The 26,269-nt window shown below is 38.1% G+C and carries 27 protein-coding genes; 22 read left to right on the top strand and 5 right to left on the bottom strand.

What is annotated here, in order from left to right:
• The first annotated feature begins 28 nt into the window (after positions 1–28).
• Positions 29–3,472 (top strand): pyruvate carboxylase, encoded by a 3,444-nt coding sequence (gene pyc, locus A6754_RS14360; protein ID WP_066446995.1) that lies wholly within the window; start codon positions 29–31, stop codon positions 3,470–3,472.
• A 56-nt stretch (positions 3,473–3,528) separates the two neighbouring features.
• Here the strand turns inward: pyc and A6754_RS14355 are convergent, their stop codons facing one another.
• On the bottom strand, positions 3,529–4,506 hold the full coding sequence (locus A6754_RS14355; protein ID WP_066446991.1) for a COX15/CtaA family protein: 978 nt from the start codon (positions 4,504–4,506) through the stop codon (positions 3,529–3,531).
• 764 nt (positions 4,507–5,270) lie between these two features.
• Between A6754_RS14355 and cyoE the strand changes: the two genes are divergently transcribed.
• From cyoE to A6754_RS14315, 8 genes are all read left to right on the top strand, one after another.
• The gene (gene cyoE / locus A6754_RS14350) at positions 5,271–6,209 is read left to right on the top strand and encodes a heme o synthase (protein ID WP_066446985.1); all 939 of its coding nucleotides are present in this window, start codon (positions 5,271–5,273) and stop codon (positions 6,207–6,209) included.
• A gap of 115 nt (positions 6,210–6,324) precedes the next feature.
• Positions 6,325–7,404, top strand: a complete 1,080-nt coding sequence (gene coxB, locus A6754_RS14345) for a cytochrome c oxidase subunit II (RefSeq protein ID WP_066446983.1) — start codon at positions 6,325–6,327, stop codon at positions 7,402–7,404.
• A gap of 31 nt (positions 7,405–7,435) precedes the next feature.
• The gene (gene ctaD / locus A6754_RS14340; protein ID WP_066446981.1) at positions 7,436–9,310 is read left to right on the top strand and encodes a cytochrome c oxidase subunit I; all 1,875 of its coding nucleotides are present in this window, start codon (positions 7,436–7,438) and stop codon (positions 9,308–9,310) included.
• Positions 9,310–9,939: a cytochrome c oxidase subunit 3 gene (locus A6754_RS14335; protein WP_066446979.1), complete on the top strand. Its 630-nt coding sequence runs from the start codon at positions 9,310–9,312 to the stop codon at positions 9,937–9,939. Before ctaD ends, A6754_RS14335 begins: the two co-directional genes overlap by 1 nt.
• 4 nt (positions 9,940–9,943) lie before the next feature.
• Entirely contained in the window at positions 9,944–10,279 is a 336-nt protein-coding gene (ctaF, locus tag A6754_RS14330) for a cytochrome c oxidase subunit IVB (RefSeq protein WP_066446977.1), read from the top strand.
• Between the two features lie 165 nt (positions 10,280–10,444).
• Entirely contained in the window at positions 10,445–11,347 is a 903-nt protein-coding gene (gene ctaG, locus A6754_RS14325) for a cytochrome c oxidase assembly factor CtaG (RefSeq protein ID WP_066446974.1), read from the top strand.
• Between the two features lie 281 nt (positions 11,348–11,628).
• A complete protein-coding gene (locus A6754_RS14320) occupies positions 11,629–12,096 on the top strand; it encodes a DUF420 domain-containing protein (protein WP_066446967.1) in 468 nt (155 codons plus the stop codon).
• A gap of 305 nt (positions 12,097–12,401) precedes the next feature.
• Positions 12,402–12,752: an Asp23/Gls24 family envelope stress response protein gene (locus A6754_RS14315; RefSeq protein ID WP_066446962.1), complete on the top strand. Its 351-nt coding sequence runs from the start codon at positions 12,402–12,404 to the stop codon at positions 12,750–12,752.
• Between the two features lie 73 nt (positions 12,753–12,825).
• On the opposite strand, the gene A6754_RS14310 is transcribed toward A6754_RS14315, so the two are convergent.
• Positions 12,826–13,188: a YugN family protein gene (locus A6754_RS14310; protein ID WP_066446960.1), complete on the bottom strand. Its 363-nt coding sequence runs from the start codon at positions 13,186–13,188 to the stop codon at positions 12,826–12,828.
• A 367-nt stretch (positions 13,189–13,555) separates the two neighbouring features.
• Here A6754_RS14310 and A6754_RS14305 point away from each other — a divergent pair, with 367 nt between their 5' ends.
• From A6754_RS14305 to A6754_RS14280, 6 genes are all read left to right on the top strand, one after another.
• On the top strand, positions 13,556–14,614 hold the full coding sequence (locus A6754_RS14305; RefSeq protein WP_066446958.1) for a CAP domain-containing protein: 1,059 nt from the start codon (positions 13,556–13,558) through the stop codon (positions 14,612–14,614).
• Between the two features lie 181 nt (positions 14,615–14,795).
• Positions 14,796–15,200 (top strand): YlbD family protein, encoded by a 405-nt coding sequence (locus tag A6754_RS14300; protein ID WP_066446955.1) that lies wholly within the window; start codon positions 14,796–14,798, stop codon positions 15,198–15,200.
• 14 nt (positions 15,201–15,214) lie between these two features.
• The gene (locus tag A6754_RS14295; RefSeq protein WP_066446952.1) at positions 15,215–15,454 is read left to right on the top strand and encodes a YlbE-like family protein; all 240 of its coding nucleotides are present in this window, start codon (positions 15,215–15,217) and stop codon (positions 15,452–15,454) included.
• Between the two features lie 188 nt (positions 15,455–15,642).
• On the top strand, positions 15,643–16,086 hold the full coding sequence (locus tag A6754_RS14290; protein WP_066446948.1) for a hypothetical protein: 444 nt from the start codon (positions 15,643–15,645) through the stop codon (positions 16,084–16,086).
• A gap of 55 nt (positions 16,087–16,141) precedes the next feature.
• Positions 16,142–16,585 (top strand): YlbF/YmcA family competence regulator, encoded by a 444-nt coding sequence (locus A6754_RS14285; protein ID WP_066446945.1) that lies wholly within the window; start codon positions 16,142–16,144, stop codon positions 16,583–16,585.
• Positions 16,586–16,714: 129 nt separating this feature from the next.
• Complete coding sequence (locus tag A6754_RS14280) at positions 16,715–16,990, top strand: YlbG family protein (RefSeq protein ID WP_066446944.1); 276 nt, start codon at positions 16,715–16,717, stop codon at positions 16,988–16,990.
• A gap of 61 nt (positions 16,991–17,051) precedes the next feature.
• Here the strand turns inward: A6754_RS14280 and A6754_RS14275 are convergent, their stop codons facing one another.
• On the bottom strand, positions 17,052–17,441 hold the full coding sequence (locus tag A6754_RS14275) for a DUF7147 family protein (protein WP_066446941.1): 390 nt from the start codon (positions 17,439–17,441) through the stop codon (positions 17,052–17,054).
• Between the two features lie 274 nt (positions 17,442–17,715).
• Here A6754_RS14275 and A6754_RS14270 point away from each other — a divergent pair, with 274 nt between their 5' ends.
• The 3 genes from A6754_RS14270 to coaD all read left to right on the top strand — a co-directional run bounded on the left by A6754_RS14270 (position 17,716) and on the right by coaD (position 20,630).
• Positions 17,716–19,134: a stalk domain-containing protein gene (locus A6754_RS14270; protein WP_066446940.1), complete on the top strand. Its 1,419-nt coding sequence runs from the start codon at positions 17,716–17,718 to the stop codon at positions 19,132–19,134.
• 341 nt (positions 19,135–19,475) lie between these two features.
• The gene (gene rsmD, locus A6754_RS14265) at positions 19,476–20,024 is read left to right on the top strand and encodes a 16S rRNA (guanine(966)-N(2))-methyltransferase RsmD (RefSeq protein ID WP_066446939.1); all 549 of its coding nucleotides are present in this window, start codon (positions 19,476–19,478) and stop codon (positions 20,022–20,024) included.
• 117 nt (positions 20,025–20,141) lie between these two features.
• On the top strand, positions 20,142–20,630 hold the full coding sequence (coaD, locus tag A6754_RS14260; protein ID WP_156495803.1) for a pantetheine-phosphate adenylyltransferase: 489 nt from the start codon (positions 20,142–20,144) through the stop codon (positions 20,628–20,630).
• Positions 20,631–20,652: 22 nt separating this feature from the next.
• On the opposite strand, the gene spoVV is transcribed toward coaD, so the two are convergent.
• Complete coding sequence (gene spoVV / locus A6754_RS14255; RefSeq protein ID WP_066446932.1) at positions 20,653–21,867, bottom strand: dipicolinic acid transporter SpoVV; 1,215 nt, start codon at positions 21,865–21,867, stop codon at positions 20,653–20,655.
• A gap of 232 nt (positions 21,868–22,099) precedes the next feature.
• Between spoVV and A6754_RS14250 the strand changes: the two genes are divergently transcribed.
• Together A6754_RS14250 and A6754_RS14245 are read left to right on the top strand one after the other, a co-directional pair.
• Positions 22,100–22,891 (top strand): patatin-like phospholipase family protein, encoded by a 792-nt coding sequence (locus A6754_RS14250; protein ID WP_066446929.1) that lies wholly within the window; start codon positions 22,100–22,102, stop codon positions 22,889–22,891.
• Positions 22,888–23,904, top strand: a complete 1,017-nt coding sequence (locus tag A6754_RS14245) for a SepM family pheromone-processing serine protease (RefSeq protein ID WP_066446924.1) — start codon at positions 22,888–22,890, stop codon at positions 23,902–23,904. The genes A6754_RS14250 and A6754_RS14245 overlap by 4 nt, the downstream gene beginning before the upstream one ends.
• Positions 23,905–24,000: 96 nt before the next feature.
• Here the strand turns inward: A6754_RS14245 and A6754_RS14240 are convergent, their stop codons facing one another.
• Positions 24,001–25,209, bottom strand: coding sequence for a nucleotidyltransferase (locus A6754_RS14240; RefSeq protein WP_066446923.1), 1,209 nt, complete (start codon positions 25,207–25,209; stop codon positions 24,001–24,003).
• Positions 25,210–25,375: 166 nt separating this feature from the next.
• On the opposite strand from A6754_RS14240, the gene A6754_RS14235 reads away from it, so the two are divergent.
• Together A6754_RS14235 and rpmF are read left to right on the top strand one after the other, a co-directional pair.
• A complete protein-coding gene (locus A6754_RS14235; protein ID WP_066446920.1) occupies positions 25,376–25,903 on the top strand; it encodes a YceD family protein in 528 nt (175 codons plus the stop codon).
• A gap of 89 nt (positions 25,904–25,992) precedes the next feature.
• A complete protein-coding gene (rpmF, locus tag A6754_RS14230; protein ID WP_003348855.1) occupies positions 25,993–26,166 on the top strand; it encodes a 50S ribosomal protein L32 in 174 nt (57 codons plus the stop codon).
• Positions 26,167–26,269: the final 103 nt, after the last annotated feature.

Here is a 26,269-nt window from a genome sequence, read left to right as displayed (position 1 = left end):
AAACTATAACAAAGTCGGGGTGTTTTTTATGGATCAGCGTATTCGCAAAGTTTTGGTGGCAAACAGAGGAGAAATTGCTATTCGTGTTTTTCGGGCTTGTACCGAACTAAATATTAGAACAGTTGCTGTCTATTCCAAAGAGGACTCTGTTTCCTATCATCGATATAAAGCAGACGAAGCTTACCTTGTTGGAGAAGGGAAAAAACCGATTGATGCCTATTTAGACATTGAAGGCATTATTGAGATTGCAAAAGAAAGTAATGTGGATGCGATCCACCCAGGCTATGGATTCTTATCTGAGAATATTCAGTTCGCTAAGCGCTGCGAAGAAGAAGGAATTAAATTTATTGGCCCTCATTCAAGGCACTTAGATATGTTTGGCGATAAGGTAAAAGCAAGAACTCAAGCTCAGCTGGCAGGCATTCCTGTCATTCCGGGAAGTGACGGGCCAGTTGCCAGCTTTGATGAAGTTGAGCATTTTGGAGAGCAGCACGGCTATCCAATTATCATTAAAGCCTCTTTAGGCGGCGGCGGACGCGGGATGCGAATTGTTAAAAGTGCCGGCGAGGTAAAAGAAGCATACGATCGTGCTAAATCAGAAGCGAAAGCTGCCTTTGGAAATGATGAAGTGTATGTAGAGAGGTTTGTCGAAAACCCTAAACATATTGAGGTGCAGATTATTGGGGATGAGCATGGAAATATCGTACACTTGTTCGAGAGAGATTGTTCCGTGCAGCGCCGTCATCAAAAGGTAGTGGAAGTAGCGCCGTGTGTGTCATTAGACGAAAATGTAAGAAATGATATTTGTGAAGCTGCTGTCAAGCTCATGAAAAATGTTGACTATATTAACGCAGGAACAGTCGAATTCCTTGTTTCAGGAAATAAATTTTACTTCATTGAGGTAAATCCCCGTGTTCAGGTTGAACATACAATCACTGAAATGATTACGGGTGTTGATATTGTTCAATCACAAATTATGATTGCTGAGGGTCATGATTTGCACGGTGAGACGGTTGGAATCCCACAGCAGAACGATATACATATTACAGGATTTGCCATCCAGTCAAGGGTGACAACAGAAGATCCTCTCAATAACTTTATGCCTGACACTGGAAAGCTAATGGCTTATCGATCAGGCGGTGGCTTTGGTGTCAGACTTGACGCCGGCAATGCATACCAGGGAGCAGTGATCACTCCTCACTATGATTCATTGCTTGTAAAGCTTTCTACACATGCGATGACATTTAAGCAGGCATCTGCAAAAATGATTCGAAATCTTCAGGAATTTCGAATTCGCGGTGTAAAAACGAATATTATGTTCCTTGAGAATGTTGTAAAGCATCAGAAATTCCAAAAAGGTGAATATGACACGTCGTTTATTGATCAGACACCAGAACTTTTTATTTTTCCAAAAAGAAAAGACCGCGGCACAAAGATGCTTTCTTATATTGGCAATGTAACGATTAACGGGTTTCCAGGAGTTGAAAAGAGCAAACGTCCTGCTTTTGAAGCACCAAGAATCCCGAAAGTAAAACATAATGAACCTTATCAGCAGGGCACAAAGCAAATTTTAGAAGAACGCGGTGCTGAAGGCTTGGTAAAATGGATAAAAGAACAGCAAAAAGTTCTTCTGACGGATACAACTTTTAGAGATGCCCATCAATCTCTGCTTGCTACGCGTGTAAGGACAACCGATTTAAAGCATATTGCCGAACCGACAGCTAAACTTCTTCCCAATATGTTCTCTTATGAAATGTGGGGTGGAGCCACATTTGATGTCGCGTACAGGTTTTTGAAGGAAGATCCATGGGAAAGACTGCTGACGTTAAGAGAACAAATGCCTAATGTCCTGCTGCAAATGCTGCTTCGTGCTTCCAATGCAGTTGGATATAAAAACTATCCAGATAATGTGATACGAGAATTTGTTGAAAAAAGTGCTTATGCAGGAATTGATGTATTCCGTATTTTTGACAGCTTGAATTGGGTTAAGGGTATGGAGGTAGCAATAGATGCCGTTCGGCAGACAGGTAAAATTGCAGAGGCTGCTCTTTGCTACACTGGGGATATTTCTAATCCGCTTAAGACTAAATATGACCTTAATTACTACAAGTCCTTAGCTCGCGAGCTTGAGCAGCAGGGTGCACATATTTTAGCCATCAAGGATATGGCGGGATTACTTAAACCGCAATCAGCATATGCACTTATTTCCGAGTTAAAAGAAACGATTGATATACCAGTTCACTTGCATACTCATGATACGAGCGGAAACGGCATATTCACTTACGCAAAAGCGATTGAAGCAGGAGTTGACATTGTTGATGTTGCTTTAAGCTCTATGGCTGGCTTAACTTCACAGCCGAGTGCAAACTCCCTCTATTATGCATTAGAAGGTACAGAACGTATGCCTGACATGAACATACAGGCGTTAGAACAATTAGCACATTACTGGGAAGATATCCGTAAATATTACCATGATTTTGAGAGTGGCATGGTAGCTCCTCATACGGAAGTTTACGAGCATGAAATGCCTGGCGGGCAATACAGCAATCTGCAGCAGCAGGCAAAAGGTGTTGGCCTTGGTGATAAGTGGGATGAAGTAAAAACGATGTATTCACGGGTTAACGAAATGTTTGGAGATATCGTTAAAGTGACACCATCTTCCAAAGTGGTTGGAGATATGGCTTTATATATGGTTCAAAATAAATTATCAGAAGAAGATGTTTTAACAAAAGGACTTTCACTGGATTTTCCAGATTCGGTCGTGGAGCTCTTCGAAGGGTATCTGGGACAGCCGTATGGAGGATTTCCGGAACAGCTCCAAAAAGTCATCCTAAAAGACAAAAAAGCAATTACTGTCCGACCGGGAGAGCTGCTGGAGGATGTAGATTTCCCTGCCTTGAAGGAAAAGCTCTTTAAAGAGATCGGCCGTCAAGTAACAAGCTTTGATGCTATTGCATATGCTTTATATCCGAAAGTCTATATGGATTATATTAAAACGCATCAGCAGTTTGGTGATATTTCCGTTCTGGATACACCAACATTCTTATATGGAATGGAGCTTGGGGGAGAGATCGAAGTAGAAATCGAGACTGGAAAAACGTTAATCGTAAAACTAGTTTCAATAGGAGAACCGCAGCCGGATGGAACAAGAGTTGTTTATTTTGAATTAAACGGACAGCAGCGTGAAGTTATTATTAAGGATGAGAGTATTAAGTCAACAATCGCTGTAAAAGCAAAGGCAGATCCGCATAATGAACAGCACATAGGTGCGTCGATGCCTGGAACTGTAATTAAAGTGTTGGTAGAAAAAGAAGCGAAAGTTCAAAAAGGTGACCACTTAATGATTACAGAAGCCATGAAAATGGAAACTACGGTTCAAGCTCCATTCTCTGGAATCGTAAAGGGAATTCATGTTAGCAATGGTGAAGCCATTCAAACAGGAGATCTTTTAATTGAAATAAGCAAAGAGTAACAAAAAAACTCGCCAATCGGCGAGTTTTTTTGTTGCGTTCATCATCAATTCTTGGTTTATGGAATGGTAATCGGCGGTATAGTAGTTTTAGACTCTGCTTTTTTTTGATTTTCTGTATTTTTAAGTATAACTGTATTATGTTTATTTCTGGATAACAGTAAAATGAAATATGCAAGAACCCCGAATAGACAAGTGATAAAGAAAGCATGAGCCAAAGCAATAATTAAATTTAATCTAGTAATAACGACCAGAGCACCGGCAATTACTTGCAGTGACACAAGGCTGAATGCTGCAATCCATCCGCCGTATATCACTTTTTGATTTTTATAATGCTTAATGGCGATATACGTTACATACGCAATCCAGATAAAGATGAGACCAGCTGCTGCCCGGTGCCCCATTTGTACCCACTGATGAAAACTTTCTGGCATGTAGAAGCCGTCGTTCACACATAGCGGCCAATCTCTGCATACCAAACTAGCATCCACATGGCGAACAAGAGCACCTGTATAAACAACGAACAGGCTATATATGGTAATGCCGATCATATGAAATTTCATACGCTTATCAATAATTAATTTTTCAGCTTCAAATTTCTTATCTACTTCAAAAATTAGCAATGTCAGCAAAAAGACGGCAGCAAATGAGATAAGAGAGATGCCAAAATGAAGCGCCATAACAAAATCAGATTGGCCCCACTTAACAGCAGCAGCGCCGATTAATGCTTGTAACACTAAAAAAATAAAGGAAGCCAATGATAAAAATTTTGTTTCACGGATATGTCCAATCTTTTTCCATGACCAGATCGATAGAACAAGCACCATGATGCCAACACTGAATGTTACAGCTCTATGTGCAAACTCGATCACTAGTTCCATTGTAATCTCGGAAGGAATTAACTGTCCGTGGCATAATGGCCACGAGTTGCCGCACCCTTCACCTGAATCGGTTTTTGTTACGAGAGCACCGCCTAGTAGTATTAGAAGCATTCCGAGCGTAGTCAGAACGGCAAACCACTTAAGTTTTTTCTGCAAAATTTTTCACCTTCTTAATAATTGTCTACTGTTTATCATATCAAATGAGTCTTTTGAATTAAAAGGTATTTGTATATTAAGTTCACTTTTTTGATAGTACAGGATGGGGAAGATATTTACAACCGTAATTCTAGCAGTTCTTTTATTTAATTGAAAAATGGTTGAAAGTTACCACATATTTTGCTAGAAATATAAATGAGGGTAATTTTGGGAATCCGTTTAAGTAATTTAAGTAAAATTGATTCCTGCTTCTTAAAATAAAAGATACATAGTTTTGTAGTAAAGGTTAAAATAAAGCGCATACATAATATGTAGTAAAATAGTGGATTCCTTCTTAACTGAATACGTAACTGTCCTGTTCTTCAGAGGGATACCAGCTACGTGTTCGCAGCCGTGCGAGCATAAACTGGTAAGAAAAATCTCATTTAAGAAGCTGAATATGTAATTACAATATATTATCGCAGAAAAGCAACAAATAATTAATAATTTTTATTTTTTGACACAAATTATTCATAATTATTTCAAAAAAATTTCACAAAATAGCTAAAAAATGTGATTTAATATAACAAAAGAGTGTTTAAGGTAACGGTATCATATGGATGTTAACACTATTTACGTAGTGGAAAACTATTTTCTATATAATTTTTAAGCATTCTCTCAATTTTTATTACAAATATGGCAAAGTGAGCAATAATGCTATATAGTAGATGATGGTGCATTTATACGTTGTTGTATTTGTAATATAAGATAAAGGAGGAGAATTTATGGCAAACTCGAGGGCTTTCAGCGAAGCTGGAATCGAGGGGAATGAAGGAAGCCTGAAAAACGGTTTGCCGTCTACGACAGTGTGGAAGGATTTTATGGCACTGATTAAAGTCGGCATCGTAAATTCTAATGCGATTACTACTTTTACCGGAATATGGCTTGCATTGCATTTTACCGGAAAAGGGTTTTTCCATAATCTTGATATTGTGTTTTTTACATTAGTTGGGTCTTCTCTAATTATCGCAGGTTCATGCAGTTTAAATAACTATATTGATCGCGATATTGATCACCTGATGGAAAGAACAAAATCCAGGCCGACTGTAACAGGGAAAGTTAACCCGGTTATGGTTGCTATTATGAGTTTTGCCTTTATATCAGGAGGAACTCTGCTGCTTCTGCTGACAACGAAAACAGCTGTTTTGATTGGTTTAGTTGGCGTTTTTAGCTATGTTGTACTGTATACGCTTTGGACAAAAAGAAGATTTGTTTCAAACACAATCGTTGGCAGCATCTCTGGTGCGGTTCCGCCTTTAATCGGATGGGCTGCAGTTGATGCCAATTTAGATCCAATGGCGTGGGTTTTATTTTTGATTATGTTTATATGGCAGCCACCGCATTTTTATGCTTTAGCTATGAGAAGAGCAGAAGAGTATAGGGCTGCAGGTGTACCGATGCTTCCTGTTGTTAAAGGATTTAAGGTAACGAAGATACATACATATGTGTGGATCATTTTATTGATTCCGCTTCCATTTCTTCTTCCGGCTTTAGGAACACCATTTATTGCTTTTGCGACATTACTGAATCTAGGATGGATTGCAGTTGGAGTGTATGCAAACAAATTTAAAGACGACATTAAGTGGGCAACTTTAATGTTCGTATACTCCATACAATATCTGACCATCCTGTTTGTAGCTATGGTAATTGTCACACTTATATAATTATTTATTTTTTGTTAGGAAATTTTCTCTTTCCTTAGTTTCATGAAGAGAGGATTTATCCATATTTATCATCAACATTAAGAAATTTTATACGAAAGAGGGGTATGTTTTAGCTATGAAAAGGCTTTTAAAAGGGCGTCTTAGTTTTATTTTTCTGTTTGCGATGCTAACGCTAATACTGTCCGGCTGTGGAGAACCGTTTCTATCGACGCTTCAGCCTGCAGGAGAAGTTGCTCGTACGCAGTATGATTTGATGCTGTTAAGCGTAGTGATCATGGTGGGTGTTATCATTGTTGTAACAGCAATTTTCCTTATTGTGCTATTTAAGTTCCGCCGTAAGGATGAAAGTATTCCAAAACAGGTTGAAGGAAGTCACAAGCTTGAAATTATCTGGACTGTTATCCCGATCCTTCTCCTTCTTGTTTTAGCAGTGCCAACTGTTAAAGCAACATTTGATTTAGCTGACGTTTCTCCAATGGAAGAAACAAATGAGGATGGCAAGACTGATGTTACGACAGTAAATGTACGTGCCAACCTATATTGGTGGGAATTTGAATATCCAAACGAAGAAATCATTACAAGCCAAGAGCTTGTCGTTCCTACTGATGAAAGAGTTTATTTCAATTTGATTGCATCTGACGTAAAGCATTCATTCTGGATTCCAGCTGTTGGCGGAAAGATGGATACGAATACGGACAACGTAAATAAATTCTGGCTTTCATTTGATGGAGATAAAGCTGGTGAGATGGAAGACAATATTTTCTACGGGAAATGTGCTGAGCTATGCGGACCTTCACATGCTTTAATGGATTTCAAGGTTAGAGCGATTCCTCGTGATCAATTTGATCAGTGGGTAGGCAATATGCAATCTGTTACTGAGCCTGTAGCTGCTGAAAGTGCAACTGCACAGCAAGGTCAGGAAATTTTCAACAATAGCTGTATCGGATGTCACGCTGTTACTCCAGCTAACACAACTCCTGAAGCAGCACGTATGGCACCGAATTTAACAAACTTTGGTGACCGTGAACATATTATCGGATATCTTGAAAATAATGAAGAAAACATTAAAAAATGGCTGAATGATCCTGAAAGTCTGAAGCCTGGAAACAAAATGACCGATACTTATGGTGATTTATCCGATGAAGAAATTGATGCACTTACACAATACTTAACGGGTCTTAAAGTTCAAGATTAAAAGGGGATTTGTTTAAAAGGGAGGTAAAATTGTGAGTACCTTAGCTCAGAAAAAGGGGTTCGGCGCTACTATATGGGACTATCTGACAACAGTTGACCATAAAAAAATCGCGATCCTTTATCTAATAGCTGGCGGATTCTTCTTCTTAGTTGGTGGATTAGAAGCAATGTTTATCCGTGTTCAGCTTGCCGTACCAAATAATGATTTTGTCAGTGCGGGACTATATAATGAAATTTTAACTATGCACGGAACTACGATGATTTTCTTGGCTGCGATGCCGCTTGTTTTTGCTTTTATGAATGCCATTATGCCACTTCAAATTGGTGCGCGTGATGTTGCGTTTCCATTTCTAAACTCTTTAGGATTCTGGCTGTTTTTCTTCGGAGGCGTATTCTTAAACCTTTCTTGGTTTTTAGGCGGCGCTCCTGATGCAGGCTGGACTTCCTACGCATCTTTATCACTTGCATCAGAAGGCCATGGAATTGATTTCTATGTACTTGGGCTGCAAATATCCGGGGCAGGTACGTTAATTGGGGGAATTAACTTCCTTGTAACGATTATTAATATGCGTGCACCTGGTATGACATATATGCGTATGCCAATGTTTACATGGGCAACTTTTGTTACATCTGCATTAATTCTATTTGCTTTCCCTCCATTAACAATCGGTTTATTCCTAATGTTATTTGACCGTATGTTTGGAGCTAATTTCTTTGATCCAACAATGGGTGGTAATACGATTATTTGGGAGCATTTCTTCTGGATTTTCGGGCATCCTGAGGTTTATATTTTGATTCTTCCGGCGTTCGGGATTTTCTCTGAAATCTTTGCGATTTTCTCAAGAAAACGTCTTTTCGGTTACTCGTCCATGGTTTTTGCGACCGTGTTAATCGGTTTCTTAGGCTTCATGGTATGGGCTCACCATATGTTTACAACAGGTATGGGTCCAATTGCGAATGCGATCTTCGCTGTAGCAACGATGGCAATTGCTGTACCTACAGGAATTAAAATCTTCAACTGGCTGTTCACGATGTGGGGAGGAAGCATACAGTTTACGACTCCTATGATGTATGCTGTTGCCTTTATTCCTTCATTTACAATGGGTGGAGTAACAGGGGTAATGCTTGCTTCAGCTGCACAGGATTATCAATATCATGACAGTTATTTCGTAGTAGCTCACTTCCACTATGTTATTGTTGGTGGGGTTGTGTTTGCACTATTAGCTGGAACACATCTATATTGGCCAAAAATGTTTGGAACAATGCTTAATGAAAAAATGGGTAAATGGACGTTCTGGCTGTTCTTAATTGGATTCCATCTAACATTCTTTATCCAGCATTTCTTAGGATTATGGGGAATGCCGCGCCGTATCTTTACTTTCAATGAAGGTCAAGGTTTGGATGCAGCCAATGCAGTCAGTACGGTTGGAGCGTTCTTTATGGCAGTATCAACGATTATTCTTTTAATTAATATTATTATGACTAGCATTAAAAACGAAAAGGTTGGCAGTGATCCATGGGGAGATGGACGTACACTTGAATGGGCAATTCCTTCACCGCCGCCATTCTATAACTTTAAGCAGCTGCCGCTTGTGCGCGGATTAGATGCACTTTGGATTGAAAAAATGGAAGGCAAAAAAGGAATGACACCTGCTGAACCATTAGGTGATATCCATATGCCAAACAATTCAATTATTCCGTTTGTGATGTCATCTGGATTATTCGTGGCAGCGTTTGGTGCCATGTATCATGCTGACGAAGGCAACACATGGGGCATTCCAGTCTTAATTATCGGATTATTAATCACTTTAGGTTCTATGCTTGTTCGTTCAGTTAAAGATGATCATGGATACCATATTCATAAAGAGGAATTGGTTGACGATGATGATAAGGGGGTAAAGGCATAATGCAAGCAGAAGAAAAATTCACAAATGAAACATGGCCTGCGTCGCCTGAAAAACAAACCCTCGAGGCGAAAAATAAATTTCTTGGCTTTTGGTTCTTCTTAGGCGGAGAAACGGTTTTATTCGCATCTTTATTTGCGACATATCTTGCTTTAAAAGATAAAGTTCCAAATAGTGAAATGTCTCTAGCAAAAGATTTGTTTGAGATGCCGCTTGTTTTTGCAATGACCATGATTCTATTAACAAGCTCGCTGACAAGTGTATATGCTATGTATCATATGAAAAACTTCAACTTTGGTAAGATGCAGCTTTGGATTGCAATCACTGTTCTTCTTGGTCTAGTTTTCTTAGGACTCGAGATTTACGAGTTTAATCATTATGTGCATGAATTCGGCCATACATTTACCAGCAGTGCATTTGGATCTGCCTTCTATACGCTTGTAGGCTTCCACGGTGCCCACGTTGCTTTTGGATTAATGTGGTTTATTGCACTAATGATTCGAAATGGCAAACGGGGATTAAATCTGTACAACGCGCCAAAATATTATGTAGCTAGTCTTTACTGGCATTTTATCGACGTTGTATGGGTATTTATCTTCACTGTCGTATATTTAATGGGAATGGTGGGATAAACTGATGACAAATGAACAGTTAAATTCAGGAAACCCTAAAGTAGACATTGAATATCGCCGCAAAAAAAATGCAGAGGAAATGCGCTATCAAATCATTACCTTTGCACTGATGATCTTCTTGACTTTAGTAGCATTCGTTGCAGTTGGATATGAAGGATTTTCTGCATCATTTGCAGTACCTTTTATCCTTGTCTTGGCTTTTGTTCAAGTGGCTTTTCAACTGTATTATTTCATGCATATGAGCCACAAAGGACATGAAGCACCTGCATTATTCTTATACTCTGGCGTATTCGTCGGCTTTATCACTGTGTTAGCATTTATGACAGTGATCTGGTGGTAAAATCATTGAAAATCGGCTATTAGCCGATTTTCTTTTTATGCTTATGAAAAGATCGATTACTATCATGGTGAATCTCCTTCTATTTTTTCTATTATTTGCTTAAACCTCGAGTTGAGCGCGGTGAAATAATATACTATAATAGAATCTGAACAGAGGTGAATACAAATGAGTTTAGATATTTTTGGCTTTAATGCACTGTGGAGTCCGTCATTGTTTGTTATGCTGCTGGTCGTATTAGGGATCTATTTCCTTCTGATGACAAAGTTCCGCAGCAAATTTTCAACCAGTGAGCCTCTAACCAGAAAAGAAGCCGCCTATTTTACAACAGGTATCATTTTGCTGTATATCATTAAAGGTTCTCCTTTAGACTTAATGGGGCATTTAATGTTTTATGCTCATATGATTCAGATGGCTGTGCTTTACTTAATTACTCCAATCTTTTTCATATTAGGTATTCCTAAATGGGTCTGGAGAGCACTGCTAGCCAAGAAATTTTTTGGCAAACCTTTTAATTTCTTTACAAAACCAATCGTAGCTTTGATTTTATTCAATGGTTTATTTTCCTTTTATCATATCCCTCTCATTTTCGATACGATAAAAATTAATTTCTGGCTGCATGAAGGCTACACAGCCATTTTGTTTATCGTTTCGATTATTATGTGGTGGCCGCTAATTAATCCGCTTCCAGAGCAGGAAAAACTGAGCGGACTTAAAAAGGTCGGTTATATTTTTGCAGATGGTGTCCTGCTGACACCTGCATGTGCGTTAATTATCTTTGCTGATACACCGATGTATGCTACGTACTCTGACCCTGCAGCATGGGGACAGGCACTCGCTCTATGTGTATCACCTGCTCTATTAAGCAGTTTAGATTTAAGCGGCCCAGAGATGTTTAGTTCCATGTCTCTTGTCCATGATCAGCAGCTTGGCGGAGTTATAATGAAAATCATTCAGGAAATTGTATATGGGTATGTACTTGCCTTAGTATTCTTCAGCTGGTACAAGAAAGAACAAGAGGAAACAGACCCGCATACTGAAAAGCTCTTAAATCCACAGCCGATTGAGTAAGAGCATGAAGTAGAACTGCCTTAGTTTATAGGGCAGTTTTATTTTTTTATACTCTATTATGTGTGCTTTTCCTTCCGTTTTGCTGATGGTTCTTAATTGTGGTTATGATAAAGATATCAGTTAACAAAATCACATTTTCTAGTAATAATATGAACAATTACTGAATTTTATCCAAAAAGACTATATCACTGTTGAAAAGTGCGCTATATTTTAATAGAATGAGCAATGTGTCTGTTAGTTATTGCTTTATGTATACATATATAGCCAGAGAGGAAGTTACTATGGAATTTTCATTGCCGATTTTACCGACAATCAGTACAACGTTTATAGTTCTCAGTGCCATCATGGTTGCAATAGGCTGGGTTCAAATTAGCAAAAGAAAACTGGAAGCTCATAAAAAATCAATGTTTTTAGCCGGGCTTTTTGCGGTTATATTCTTTATTATTTATGCAAGCAGAACAATCTTTATTGGAAATACAGCTTTTGGCGGTCCAGATGATATTAAAATTTACTATACCATCTTTCTTATCTTTCATATTACGTTAGCCACAATTGGTGCAGTTCTGGGGATTATCAGTTTATATACCGGCTATAAAAATAAACTGGCCCGCCATCGAAAGCTTGGTCCCATTACGAGTATAGTTTGGTTTTTCACTGCCATTACTGGTGTAGCTGTCTATTTACTGCTTTATGTATTTTATCATGGCGGGGAGACAACTTCTGTTATTAAGGCAATTTTAGGATTTTAATCAAGTTACAAAAACAGCTTATTCACTGTATAGTACAATTACAAACAAGATCAGCCCGACTATTGGGAGAAAGAATTTTCTTTATTCTTCTGCCTAATCGTTCGGGTTTTTTCTATTGTGTCGAAAAACGCTGCAAGCGGACTAAAAGATCTCCTCTATTAGAGGGAGAGTTTGCAGGTAAAGCATGAAAGAATAAAAATGGTAATTAGTACATCATCATCATTTATACACTATAACCGTCACCTTTTGATGATTTTTTGAATTATTTATAGAAAGCTAAATAGTAAAGAAGGAGATGATGGGAGTTGAGCGAAAAAGAAGGGCTGCTGAAAAAACGGAACGCTATTGCAGAAGGAATCATAAATACAATAGTTGAAGCAAATATTGATGATTTCGAGCATGTAGAAATGTATAAACGCATGCAATTTACAAACATTTTTCCGTCACCGATTGGAGAAGCTCTAAATATTTCATATCCTGATAAGGAAAAAGTACAAATTAAAATAAATATTACGGTGGTCAATACACCATCTGTTATACAAAAGTTGCCGGTGCTTCAAGAAAAGATTGCCGAGGAGATAAGGGATTTTACAGGTGTGAATGTAGAAAAGGTGGATATAGCGATAAAAAGATATATGCATGAAAAAAAGCAATAAAAAACCAGACGCACTGCTTAGTCGTCTGGTTTATTTTGTTTGTATCACTCAAAAGTGCGACACATGTAAAGAGTTAAGCCTGTGCAAATTTCTCAACTTCATTTTTAATATCTGTAAGGATTTTTTCACATTGGCTGACAAGGCTTTTAGGAAAAGTTTCTCCCTCACCATATTCAACGCCATGCGGATAATAATGCTTGCCTAAAAGCGGTGTCATAATCTGGATAAGGGCTTTGTGAGCGCCTACATCTCCTTCAGCAGCATATCCGAAAACGCGCAAATAATAAACACCATCTTTTAATTCAAATTTGCGATCGTATGTAACTCTTTCGTAATCCCACTGGCCTTCACGGACTAAACCGTATGAAAGCATAACCTCGTCCAGCCGATTTAAGTCTGCTTTTAGTTTATCTAATCCAATGTTTTCAAACTTCATATCGATTCCCCTCCTACAATCGTTCCGTGCATAATAGCAAGGAAAAATGCGTCATTCCTACAAAATTATCTCAAACTTAATAATAGTAGAAAAAAGCAGAAGTTGCAACGTCAATGAATGAGAAAACCTAATCCTTCAACAATTTTGTGGTACCATTAATTCAAATGGGATCTAGCTAAACCCTTATAAAAATTTTATCTTATTCAAGTTTTAAAGAGCATTCTTAATGGAAATGTCCAATAAAAATAGTCCTGTACTGAAAAAGGGGAAATATTTATAACATTTTTAAAGAATTTATTTGATGTTATACTATTTTTAAAGGACAAACATATAATGATAGAGAAAATGATAGAAGGGAGGATGAAATTTGCGAAATTTAGTTAGAATTCTAGCACTTATAGCTGCATTTTTACTTATTTGGCTTTACTTTGATTCAACAGGTGAAGAACAAGAGATCCTGATACAGGAAGAAAATACTGAACCTGAGAAAAAACAGGCATTAGTAGATTCTGATGAAACCAATTCTGGGATTGAAATGCCGGAAACAGGGTTAGCTGCCTTAATTGGGAAATCCGAGCAAGAACTTATTGAATTATACGGTGAACCGCAAAGAGTTGATCCTTCACTATACGATTATGAATGGTGGATTTATGCAATAAATGATCATAATTATATGCAGGTAGGCATGGAGGATGAGCAGGCAGTTACTGTTTTTGCTACTGGCAGCGAAACAGATGTTGAACCTTTCAAAATTGGTCAGGCTGCCTCTGAATTATATGCTTCCGTTTTTGCAGATACAAATGTCAACATCGAATATGATAACAGCTCTTATCGTTTTGAATTATCAGAAGAAGATCTGAATACACGGCCAATTATTCGGCTTGGTGATGTGTTCGCTCTGCTGTATATAGATAAATTTACCGGTACATTATCAAGTGTGAGATTTGTAAATACAGAAACACTTCTTAAATTAAGACCATACGAAATGGTTTACAGAGGAGAATTACTTGAGGCAGGAACAGAGGCAGAGGACAATGATCAAGTAAATAGAGGGAAAGAGCTTCAAATTTTAGACATCACTAATGTTATACGTGTCCGTCATGGTATGGAACCTTTAGAATGGGACGATCAAACTGCCGCTGTGGCACTTGGTCATAGTATCGATATGTTTGAAACGGAGGTTTTCTCACATACATCAGAGAGGTATGGAGAATTATCTGATCGCTTGGAAGCCGGAGAGGTTACATACTTATCTGCAGGGGAAAATATAGCGGCAAATTATATTGATGCACCTGCAGTCGTAGAAGGCTGGCTAAACAGCAAAGGGCACAGGGAAAGTCTATTAAACGATAAGTTCACTCACCTGGGAGTGGGAGTATACGAAAAACACTATACACAAAACTTCATTGAAAAGTGGCAAGAGTAAGACGATTCTGCTGGAAGATATTCTTCTGGCAGAATTGTCTTTTTTATGCTCTATCGAAACGAAATGAACAGTAATACATTTATGAAATCAGTACCTTTAAAAAGAAACAGCAATGCATTCACATATTTTTATTGGATACATATCGTATTATAGGCATTTGTAACAGAATGAGGTGAGAAAAATGGCGGAAAAAAAACTTCATCCTTCTGTAGAGAAGTTTAAGTTATTTGTTAAAGAACACCCGGAACTTGTAAAGGATGTTCGATCTGGAAAGCATACATGGCAGGAATTATATGAAGACTGGTATCTGCTTGGTGAAGAAGACACTAGGTGGAATTCAGAACAGGAGAACGAAAAGCAAGAAGATACAAACGATGATAAGAAAATGGATTTTATGGCAACTCTTTTGGGATCTCTGAAAAAAATGGATGCCAATCAAATGCAGGTTTATGTACAAAATATTAGTCAGGCATTAGCTGCAATTCAAGGTGTTATTGGGAACTTCCAAGGAGGGGGAACGGACGGGAAGTCATCCGGAACAAGTAATAATCCTCCGCCAAATCCATTTGGCTTTCGAAAAGATTAAGGAGTGTGGCTGGAGTGAGAAAAGAAGTAATTGAATATATTGAACAAAATCAGGAATTAAGAAATTTCATTCGTGAACAGCCTCATTGGTATCGAAAACTATCGAGAAATCCAATGGATTTGCAGGCATTTGAAATTGCTGCTTTGCATTACCATCGAAAAACCATTCCACATCATGTTGAAAAATTTAATAATGGTGTACAGATGGCTTCAATGATGATGGGCATGTTTCAGGCAATGAACTCTCAAACATAGTCTTCTCAGCAAGGAGACTATGTTTTTAGCCTGTATTTTAATCAGCAATTTGCTTCAAGTGTTTAGACAAGTTTCTGAGCACATGATTATCACTGCTTTTAACATTAGATTTAAGGGAGCTTTTTTGAATAGAAAGAGTAAAATCCCTCACTCCTGTAAAGAATAAGGCACAAAGGAGTGAAGCGTAAATGAGAATCATACGACAGCTTTGTTTAATACTTGTTTATACCGTATTATTATCCGCATGCGGTAATGAAATACCAGAGCCTGAAACGAAACTTGTTGTTGAGCCTCTACATATATTTGAGGGTGGAGAGGATGGACGATCTGTCCAGGCTGCTAATATGGAGACTGCTCCCCAATTCTTTGTCAGACACCAAGTGAAGGGAATGAATGTGTATGTTGAGTGCATTATCCCAGGTGTTTCATTTCGGGCGGATAGCGGAAAAAATAGGGCCAAGATCGGGTTATTTGTAGATGGTCGCAAACAAAAGGACATCACATCCGCTGCATTTATCATTAAAAACCTGCCTGCAGGTACTCATACTATTCAACTGAACGTATTAAAAAATGATAATACAACTTATCATGAGGAACTGAAAAAAGAATTTACTGTACGAATTCAATCCTGAACACTTTAGCTTTCCTTTTTTTCATGATAAAATATGGATTGGAGGTGAGCTAAAGATGCTTGCTACTTTAGAAACATTGGAAATATTAGATGCTTCGGATGAACTCTCTCTAATGGTTATCCAATCAGAAGCTGCAGAGGAATACCGTACACGTTTAAATATCATGAAAAACAGTAAAGAAAGCCAGCGGAAAATAGCTGCCTTTGTAGAACTGAAAGAACTGTACGAAGAAGTACAGCGTTTCGGGAAATATCATCCTGAATACAAAAGAGTGATGATGACGATCCGTGAAGTTAAACGGGACATGGATATGGATGAGAATGTCGCACAGTTTCGTTTAGCCGAAAATCAGCTGCAGAACTTGCTGGATGAAATCGGCATGCTGATTGGAAAGTCAGTCTCACAAAGCGTGAAAGTACCAACAGGAAGTCCATATTTTTCTTCCAGCAGCTGTGGCGGAGGCTGTGGATCTGGCGGCAGCTGCGGCTGTTCAGCATAAAATAGATGCATTAATTGGGAGAAGCATTGCTGCTTCTCTTGTTTTTTTACTTTCTTTTCTATAACAAATTGAACAATAAAAGTTTTTTATGCTAGACTATAGAAAATAATGTCATTGTGAGGGAAATATATGCTAGGTCAAAGGCAAGGGATTATTGTTTGGCTTTATTCACTTAAACAAGCCAAAATGTTAAGAAGATTTGGGAATGTCCACTTTGTGTCAAAAAGGCTCAAATACGTTGTTTTATACTGTGACATGGATGAAACAGAAGCTTTAATTAATAAGCTAAATGCATATTCGTTTGTAAAAAATGCCGAACCCTCATATAAACCATTTTTAAAAATGGAGTTTGAAAACTCAAAGCCGGATAAAGCAAAAGAATATGATTATAAGATGGGCATTTAATGTGAAAAGGCGGGAATTAATCCCGCCCTCTCATGTTGGTGCTCTTTTTTCTTGCAGGATTTTATTGAAGCGGTGGAATGTAGTGATTTAAACGGAGGATACCGATCAAATATTGATAAAATAATTCTTTCTCCGCAAATTCTGCGGATGATTTTACTTTTAATTCAAAAATGGTTTGTCCAAGTTCCTCTGCTTTCTCTTTAAAAAGGTCATAGCGTTTATTTGCTTTCATGTTTGGATTTGGTATGCCTTCCAGGCAAATATACAGCGGCTGAAATTTCCCCTCTGCAGCAGGGTTTAATATAACAGCAAGCGAGGTTACCTCTTTATGGTTCACATTTGTATGAAATGCCATCAATTTAGCTAAACGATGTTTATTAACTTCAGCAATTTCAAGAAGTTCATAAAGGTCAGAATATCCTTCGCCAAGCTCAATAAAACGTTGTATCATGATTATTCCTCCATTACTCTCTCGTTGTATTCCACTTTTATTATTTTAAAGTATATAATCAATTTTCCCTATACAAGTTTACCTAAAAAATCAGATTGTGCCAAACGGATTAATTTATTTAAAAAACGATAAATTTCTTGTGACGTATGTCCCTGTTTTTGATACACTTTATAAAAAGGATCTTTTGTAGAAAATTGTTGTGATAGCACTCTTTAGACAGAGTCATGTAAAGGCTTCAAGGATAATCAGCATGAATTTTTAAAGGAGAATGACGATGTGGAGAGCATTTCTATTGATATTTCTAATACTGTCGGCATCTATTAGCGGTATGCTTTTCTGGCAATGGGAAGCATTCTCTGAACAAAAAGACCCAGACAGTTCTGAATCATCCAATATAAAACAGGAATTATCAGTGTATACGAAAGGCAATGAATTATCGGTTCAACAAACCATCAGCGGATTAACAGAGGGAGAGATATATGAAGCAGTGGTCCCTCAAAAGCTGTTTAATTTTCAATGTACAAATACAGATGGAAATCCATGTAAGGCTGAAGGAGAGCAGCCATACTTTTATACCAGTGAGAATGGCGAATTAAATTTTTCTTATACCATTCCGGTTGGGAAAAGAGGCAGTTCCTTATTAGTAGATCAATGGACTGTCAGCCTAGCGGATATAGTCCTTTCTGAAACAAGAATGGAAGTGACTGAATCCGTAAACAGGGCAGGTTCGTGGATGTCGGGTTTACCGCTGCAGGGTCACATTGAGAAAGAATATATTGATTTCTTTTCCTTTGCAGGAAGCGGGGATGCTACTGCATTATATTGGCAGGCAGCACCTTTGAACTACTTTGAAACAAAAGCAGGCTTCAATTATTATGCTGATTCCTCAATTTTTGAGCCATCTTCCTTTAAAGTGATTAGTGAACTTAATGATTTTAAACGGCATTCGATTGTTGTAACAGATCAGCATAAGGAGTTTGAGGAGGATTCCTTCATCATTGTGAATAAGAGCATCACTGACGAGGCTTTGCAGCTTAAGCTGTTAACTCATTATTTTGAGCATAAATTTGCTTCCTTGGAGCTTAAAGAAAACTGGCTTGCAGATGTGTTTATTGCTTATTCACTGGGGAAAGAAGCACAAACAGCGAGAGGGAAAGCTGTTTTAACAGAAATGAATGAAAAAATGACGGAAAATGAGCTCGATCTCTTTTTCTCATCTGTTCATAATGAGCCGGATGCATTGACAACAGAAAAACTTGATCAGGCATTAACAAAAATAATGGGCTTTCGGACAAGCTTCTATACTCTCAATAGCAAGAGTGATGATTTTATTCCGTTATTTTATTATGACGACCGCAAATTAATCGTCAATGGGGAAGAAAAAGATAACAAAGTCATCTATGAAGGAACAAGAAGATTGTTTCCACTAAAGGAAACGATGGAGTATTTTGGATACAACGTTCAATATTTACCTGATCAAGAGACCGTTTTAATCCAAAATAAAGAACAAAGCTATCGTTTTTATTTAAACAAAAACATATTTATATTAAATGAAGATAATTATGGCTTATTGCAAAATCCATTAACAGCTATGTACGGAAGTATTTATATGGAGAAGCAGTGGTTAGATTCAATATTTAATATACAAATAGATGAAAGTGCTTCTGAAATATCAATCAAAGCTGCTCAGTAGTCATTTCATTTTTAATAGTGCAATAAATAAAAAGAAAACCCTGCAGACTTCTGCAGGGTCCTTCTATATCCTTAAAGGATAGAAGGCAAAGGGAGAGGAGAAACCGGAGGAAGAACTTATGGGGAAACGTAAGTCTTCTCCGCGGTTGGCAACAGCATCATCGAATAGATGCTGTTAATAACAGTATTTCCACAATAAAGTTCAATATACACATCAGAATAAAAAATAATAACGAAACTACGAGGAATGATAACGATTTCAAAATATTGGTTGGATTGCGATCGGCAAATATGGTAGGATAGGGAAGAAAAAAAATCAATAATGGTAGCAGTGGTGATGATATGAGAGTTGTTTCTGGTTCGCAGAAAGGGAGAAGCTTAAAGCCTGTCCCAGGGAATACAACCCGGCCGACAACTGATAAAGTGAAAGAAGCATTGTTTAATATGATTGGTCCATATTTTGAAGGAGGACTTTGCCTTGATTTATTTGCCGGCAGCGGGGGACTTGGGATTGAGGCAATCAGCAGAGGTGTGGACAAAGTTATTTTTGTAGACCGGGACCGGATGGCAATACAAACCATTCATGATAATCTTTCATCCAGCGGATTTACAGAACAAAGTGAAGTTTATCGCAATGACGCTGAAAGAGCTTTAAAGGCAATTATAAAAAGAGAGCTTGTATTTGATTATATATTCTTAGATCCGCCATACAAGAAGCAGCAGCTGGTCAAGCTGATTGAACTGATTGATAGAGAAGCATTGCTTGCCGAAGATGGCACGATCATTTGCGAGCATGGTTCGGATGTTCATTTACCGGAACAGATTGGCAGCTTTGTGCAATATAAGCACGAAAACTATGGAATGATATCGATTTCAATCTATAAAAGGTAATTCAGGAATTGAGGCGAGGCTAGTACTGTTTGTTTCTCCTTATTTCGTTCCTATAACAAGTTTACATGATTTGTTTTCCATAGTTGGCACATAAAGTGTGTACATATTGGGGGTATATTGATGAAGGTAGCGGTTTGTCCAGGAAGTTTTGATCCCATTACATATGGACACCTGGATATTATAAAAAGAGGTGCTAAGGTATTTGACCAGCTGCATGTGGTCGTATTAAATAACTCTTCTAAAAACCCATTGTTTTCAGTAGAAGAGAGAATCGAATTAATTAAAAAAGTGACAAGTGATATTCCGAATGTAAAGGTAGATTCCTTTCAGGGACTGCTTGTCGACTATGCTAAAAGCGTGAAAGCAAGTGCGATTATCCGAGGATTGCGCGCGGTTTCCGATTTCGAATATGAAATGCAAATCACTTCTATGAATAGAGTCTTAGATGATGCAATCGAAACATTTTTTGTGATGACGAACAATCAATACTCTTTTTTAAGCTCAAGTATTGTCAAAGAGGTCGCTAAGTATAATGGCAATGTCTCAGAGCTTGTTCCAGCCAGTGTGGAATCAGCACTGAAAGAAAAGTTTGCTTCAAAAGAATAAGCCCCCATATTGGGAGGCTTATTTATTTTGCCAGCGTTCTTTTGGCAAGAATAATTGTATACAGCATTAAGGCAAAAATCGTTATTAATGGACCAATCTCTGCTAAGGAATTAAGTATTTTTTGAGACATTAATCCATCACCAAAATTGAAAACCGGGACGGCATTAGAGGTTGGCTCGTTGCTGTAAAAGCGAACATAGATTGGATTCCATAGAAGGTAAGCGTAAAAAGCAGCAAAACAGCTATGAAGAATTCTCGCAAAGAAGAATGGCTTGAAACGAATGTCTGTTTGAGCAAGTATGCTTGCCACTTGAGCCTGGACGCTAAAACCGCTAAAGCCAAGAACAAGGCTGACAATAACTGCTTGATGCATTAATGTTGACTCATCTACCTGGCTCGCCATTTGGCTGCCAAAAGTGATTTCAAAAAGGCCAGAGATCAGCGGAAGACTAAGTTCGACTGGAAAATGCAGCATGGTTAGCATCATTTCAATCCCTTTAGCTAAAAATGCTGTTATGCCAACATGGAAGAGCATTTTATTGATTACCGAGAATAATATAATGAATCCGCCAATCATTAATAAAGTCTGGATGGATGACATCACTGCGTCTCCTAATAATTTACCAAGTGGACGATTGTCATTTATTCTTGTTTTATGTAAGGCAGATAAAGCCTTTCGGATTGATGGAGCTTTTTGTTTCTCTTTGTATTTCTTATTTTCTTTGTGACCGTGAAATCTCATCAGTATACCTACAGTGAAATTCCCAAGATAATGGGCGAGAGCTAAAATGACACCCAGCTTAGCATTTCCAAAAAAACCAACAGAAACAGCACCAAAAATAAAAAGGGGATTCGAACAGTTTGTAAAGGAGACGAGTCTTTCTGCCTCTATTCTTGTTAATTGACCCTCTTGGCGAAGTCTGGCAGATAGTTTTGCTCCAGCTGGAAATCCCGAGGCCATTCCCATTGCCCAGGCAAAGCCTCCGACTCCAGGAACACGAAATAATGGGCGCATAAGCGGTTCAAGCATAACCCCGATAAATTTGACAACACCAAATCCAATCAGCATTTCAGAAACAATAAAAAAAGGAAGAAGTGAAGGAAAAACAATTTCCCACCACATATCTAATCCTCTTATGGAAGCATCTACTGATTCCTGCGGAAATGAGATGAGCGAAACTGCCATCATCGTTACAGAAAGTGCAAGAACAATGGTTTTTAATTTTGAACGAAACAAGTGCAGATCCTCCCTTACTTAAGTGAACATACTGTGCAACACATTTCATTTAATGATAAAATAATGTGTAAAATAATAAGTGCCTAACCTTAATACCTAAATGCCTTGCTTATGCTTGTCCCTGAGCAAGCCGTCTTCCGCTTTTCTAGTTACCATATTAATCAATATACTCATACATATGAAAAATAGACCATAAGAATATACAAGCATGGTAACTGAAGGAGGGAATCCTTTGAGTCGTCCAAAAATTGGTCTGGCACTTGGATCTGGCGGAGCGAGAGGCTTTGCTCATTTAGGTGTTTTGAAAGTGTTAGAGGATGAAGGCATACAGGTTGATATGATAGCTGGAAGCAGCATGGGGGCAATGGTTGGCTGTTTTTATGCTTCTGGATTAGAGCTGACAAAGCTATACAAATTCTCTAAAGGATTTAAGAGAAAGTATTATCTTGATTTTACCGTTCCAAAAATGGGGTTTATTTCAGGGAAAAGAGTAAAAGAGCTTATTCGGATTTTTACACATAATAAGCGTTTAGAGGAATTAAATATCCCGATTAGGGTTGTTGCGGCAGACCTGCTTACAGGTGAAAAGGTCGTTTTTCAGGAAGGTCCAGTGGCAGAAGCTGTTCGCGCAAGTATTTCAATACCAGGGATCTTTGTACCTGAAAAAGTGAATGGGCGTATGCTTGTTGATGGTGGGGTCGTTGATCGTGTACCGGTGTCTGTTGTAAAAGAAATGGGTGCTGATATTGTCATAGCCGTAGATGTTTCACATGTGAAAGTGAATACGGAAATCACATCCATTTATGATGTCATAATGCAAAGCTTGGATATCTTACAAATGGAACTGGTTATGCATCGTGAGATTGCCTCTGACTTTATGATCAAGCCTAGGGTTGAAATGTTTAGTGCAAAAGCTTTTACAAATATTGAAGAAATTATTAAAATTGGCGAGGAAGAAATGCTTAAGCAAGTCATTGAAATAAAAAATTATATTTCTAATTGGAAGGAGCCTGCACAAGAATGAATAAACGCTTTTATACTCGCTCCTTTATAATCGTTGCAATCATAATCATGCTAAGTTCCTTTTACCATCTTCCTTATTATGTATCCAAACCGGGTATGGCAAAAGAGTTAGAGCCTATCATTGAGGTTGAGAACGGCTATGAAGAAGAAGGAAGTTTTATGCTGACAACAGTCAGAATGGGCAAAGCAAATATTTATGCCTACCTCATTGCGAAAATGAGCAAGTATCAGGAGCTTCATCCTGTTGAAGACATCCGTGCTGAAGACGAAACAGATGAAGAGTATAATGTCCGTCAATTATATTTAATGGACTCATCAAAATTGTCAGCAATTGAAGTAGCCTATAAAAAAGCCAGTTTGCCGGTTGAGTTTAATTACAGAGGAGTTTATGTATTAAATGTATTGCCGGATATGCCAGCAGACGGCATTTTAGAGCCAGCTGACCGCATATATGCTGTTGATGGTACAGAATTTGAATCGTCACAGCAATTTATTGATCTTGTTGCCTCAAAAGAGGAAGGTGACGAAATTATGCTTACATATGAACGAAATGGCAGAACAGAAGATGCAGCATTAACAGTTGATCTTCTGCCGCAAACAAAGAAACCTGGCGTTGGCATATCGCTCGTTGATGACAAAGAAATAAAAGTAGAACCAAAAGTAACTGTAGATAGTTCAGATATCGGAGGACCTTCAGCTGGTTTTATGTTTTCCTTAGAGATTTACAATCAATTGGTCGAGGAAGACTTAACAAGAGGATATGAGATTGCTGGTACTGGTACGATGAGCAGTGACGGTACAATCGGGCGCATTGGCGGAATTGAACAAAAAGTAGTGGCAGCTGATAAGGCGGGTGCAGAAATCTTTTTTGCTCCAAAGGAAAACAATGCGGAAAATTCCAATTACATAGAAGCTTCCGCTGCAGCAGATGATATTGATACTAAAATGAAAATTGTGCCTGTAGATACTTTTGATGATGCAATTGAGTATTTAATGGCCTTAGAAGAAAAGTAAGAAAGAAGCCTTTTGACTCTTTGAGAGACAGAAGGCTTCTTTTTTACATATAGATCGGGTTTAACGAATATAAGAAACCGCATACTCAAAAAATACCTACAGTATAATCGGAGACTGTGTAAAGTCTTGTGAAATGAATGCCTTTTTATTTATTAAACCTGTGGCTAATCCATATACCCGGGATGCTTTAATATCAAGTGCAAGTCCAGCAGATTGATTCGAGGAAACCCTGGATACAAGCGGAAGTCCTAAATCATTTTTATATTTATTTAAGTAAGAGCGCCCATTTGCTGTCATGCCTAAGAGCCGCAAATAATCAGCTTTTTCATGTCCCTTCATGTCCTCTTTAGATGAATTCGTTAAAATATGTACACAAGCTCTCTGCAGACGGGTCCATGTGTACCGTTTTGTTTTAATTAAAGTCATAAAATGATGAAAAGAATCAGCTTTTAAAGCAGCTGCTAAAAAACGGTGCTCAAGCCCTTCTTCCATTTCATAGATGGTACTCAGCTCATGAGCGTTTAAATGCAGCAGCCGATATTGCAGCAGGGGCCAGTAAAGCTCCCAATGATGAAATGTACCGTATGTCTTTTGGTAATATAGCATTAAGTTAAAGGTTGATTGTGGCACGAATGGTGCGATATCCTCTATGCTTCCTCCATCCGCAAAGAGTGCTTTGCGGATGCTGGTTGCACTTGCTATATCATCTGATGTGAATGACTGATCATGATAGTCCGCATTTTTTCTTTTAATAGTGAGTGGTTTTATGGATGCATTTTGTTTTATAATAGAATTTACATATTGATAGCCTAAAATATTATTTGGCTGGGACAAATCAAGTGTACCCGCATTTTTTTGAAGTTCTTGCGCAGCCAGTGATGCTGCTTTTGGATAACTGTTACCTTTTACTAAAAACTGACGGATGCTTGCCTGATATTCTTTTTCATGCCGAGCAAAGAACATTGCTGCATGATGGAACTGGGAAATATCTCCTGATTCGCTTCCAAAGCAAAGGGATTTACACCGTGCAGCTTCCAAAATCGACACTGCCCCGGCAGCAAACGTATCAGCCTGCTGAACAGCAAATTGATAAGGAAGTTCAAACACAATATCAGCTCCAGCACGCAAAGCCATTTCAGCTCTTGTCCATTTAGAAGCAAATGCAGGTTCTCCGCGCTGAAGAAAACTGCCGCTCATGACAGCAATGACGATATTTGCCCCAGAAGTTTGTTTTGCGGCACGCAAATGAAAGGCATGTCCATTATGAAAAGGATTATATTCAACAACAACGCCAACAGCTTCCATAGATTGGCCTCCTTCAAAATCATTTAAATGCAGGAAGTTTAAAAAAGAATTTTTTAATTTTAGTTTCAAATACGCTGATAATGTCTACATTATAGTGTAAAGAAAAAATATTGACAAATAATTATATGAAAGCTATAATTACCTTTGTTGCCTTGGGGTGATTCGTATGAAATGGACTTTAAGTCAGTTACAAAAAAATCGTAGCAAGGACTTTTTGATTGATGAAATCGTTAATGTCGATGAAGTCATGAAAATTGATCCGAACATTAGACGTGCTTCGCCGATGCATGTTACAGGACGTGCTGACATTGATTCAGCAAAAGTGACTTTTCACTTAAAGATTCAAGGGCATTTAATTTTGCCATGCTCCCGAACATTAGTGGATGTAAAGCTTCCAATTGATGTTAGTACTGTTGAAACTTTTCTTTTGAAAGATATCGGATATGATATGGAAGAAGAAGAGGTTTACCAGCTCAAGGGAGATGTGATTGACTTAATGCCGATCATTCATGAAATCTTGATCTTAGAAGTGCCTATGCAAGTATTTTGCGAAGATAGCGGTGATGAAGGAGCTCCTCAATCCGGAAAAGATTGGGAAGTCATCCAAGAGCAGGAAAAGAAGGATAGCATTGATCCTCGTCTTGCCGGCCTTGCTCAATTTTTTAACGAAAACGATTCTTCTTCCGATACATAAAGGAAGATAGAAAAATAAGAAGCATTTGAAGAAACCAGCATGATCTGGCCTTCATAACTTTCTTAATTATCTTTAAGGAGGTGGGAAGAATGGCTGTACCTTTTAGAAGGACTTCTAAAACTGCAAAAAGAAAACGTCGTACCCATTTTAAATTACAGGTTCCTGGTATGGTGGAATGCCCAAACTGTGGTGAAATGAAACTTGCTCACCGCGTGTGCAAAGCTTGCGGAACTTACAAAGGAAAAGAAGTTGTAAACAACTAATTTCTTTTACAATAAAAGCACAAGAACATTATGTTCTTGTGCTTTTGTTATTTTTCAATATATTGCTTAGCTTCGAAATACAGCTATTGTTTGACCTATTTTG

The sequence above is a fragment of the Cytobacillus gottheilii genome, assembly GCF_001636345.1.
GTDB classification, from domain to species: domain Bacteria; phylum Bacillota; class Bacilli; order Bacillales; family Cytobacillaceae; genus Cytobacillus; species Cytobacillus gottheilii.
This window is presented reverse-complemented; position numbering and strand designations above follow the sequence as displayed.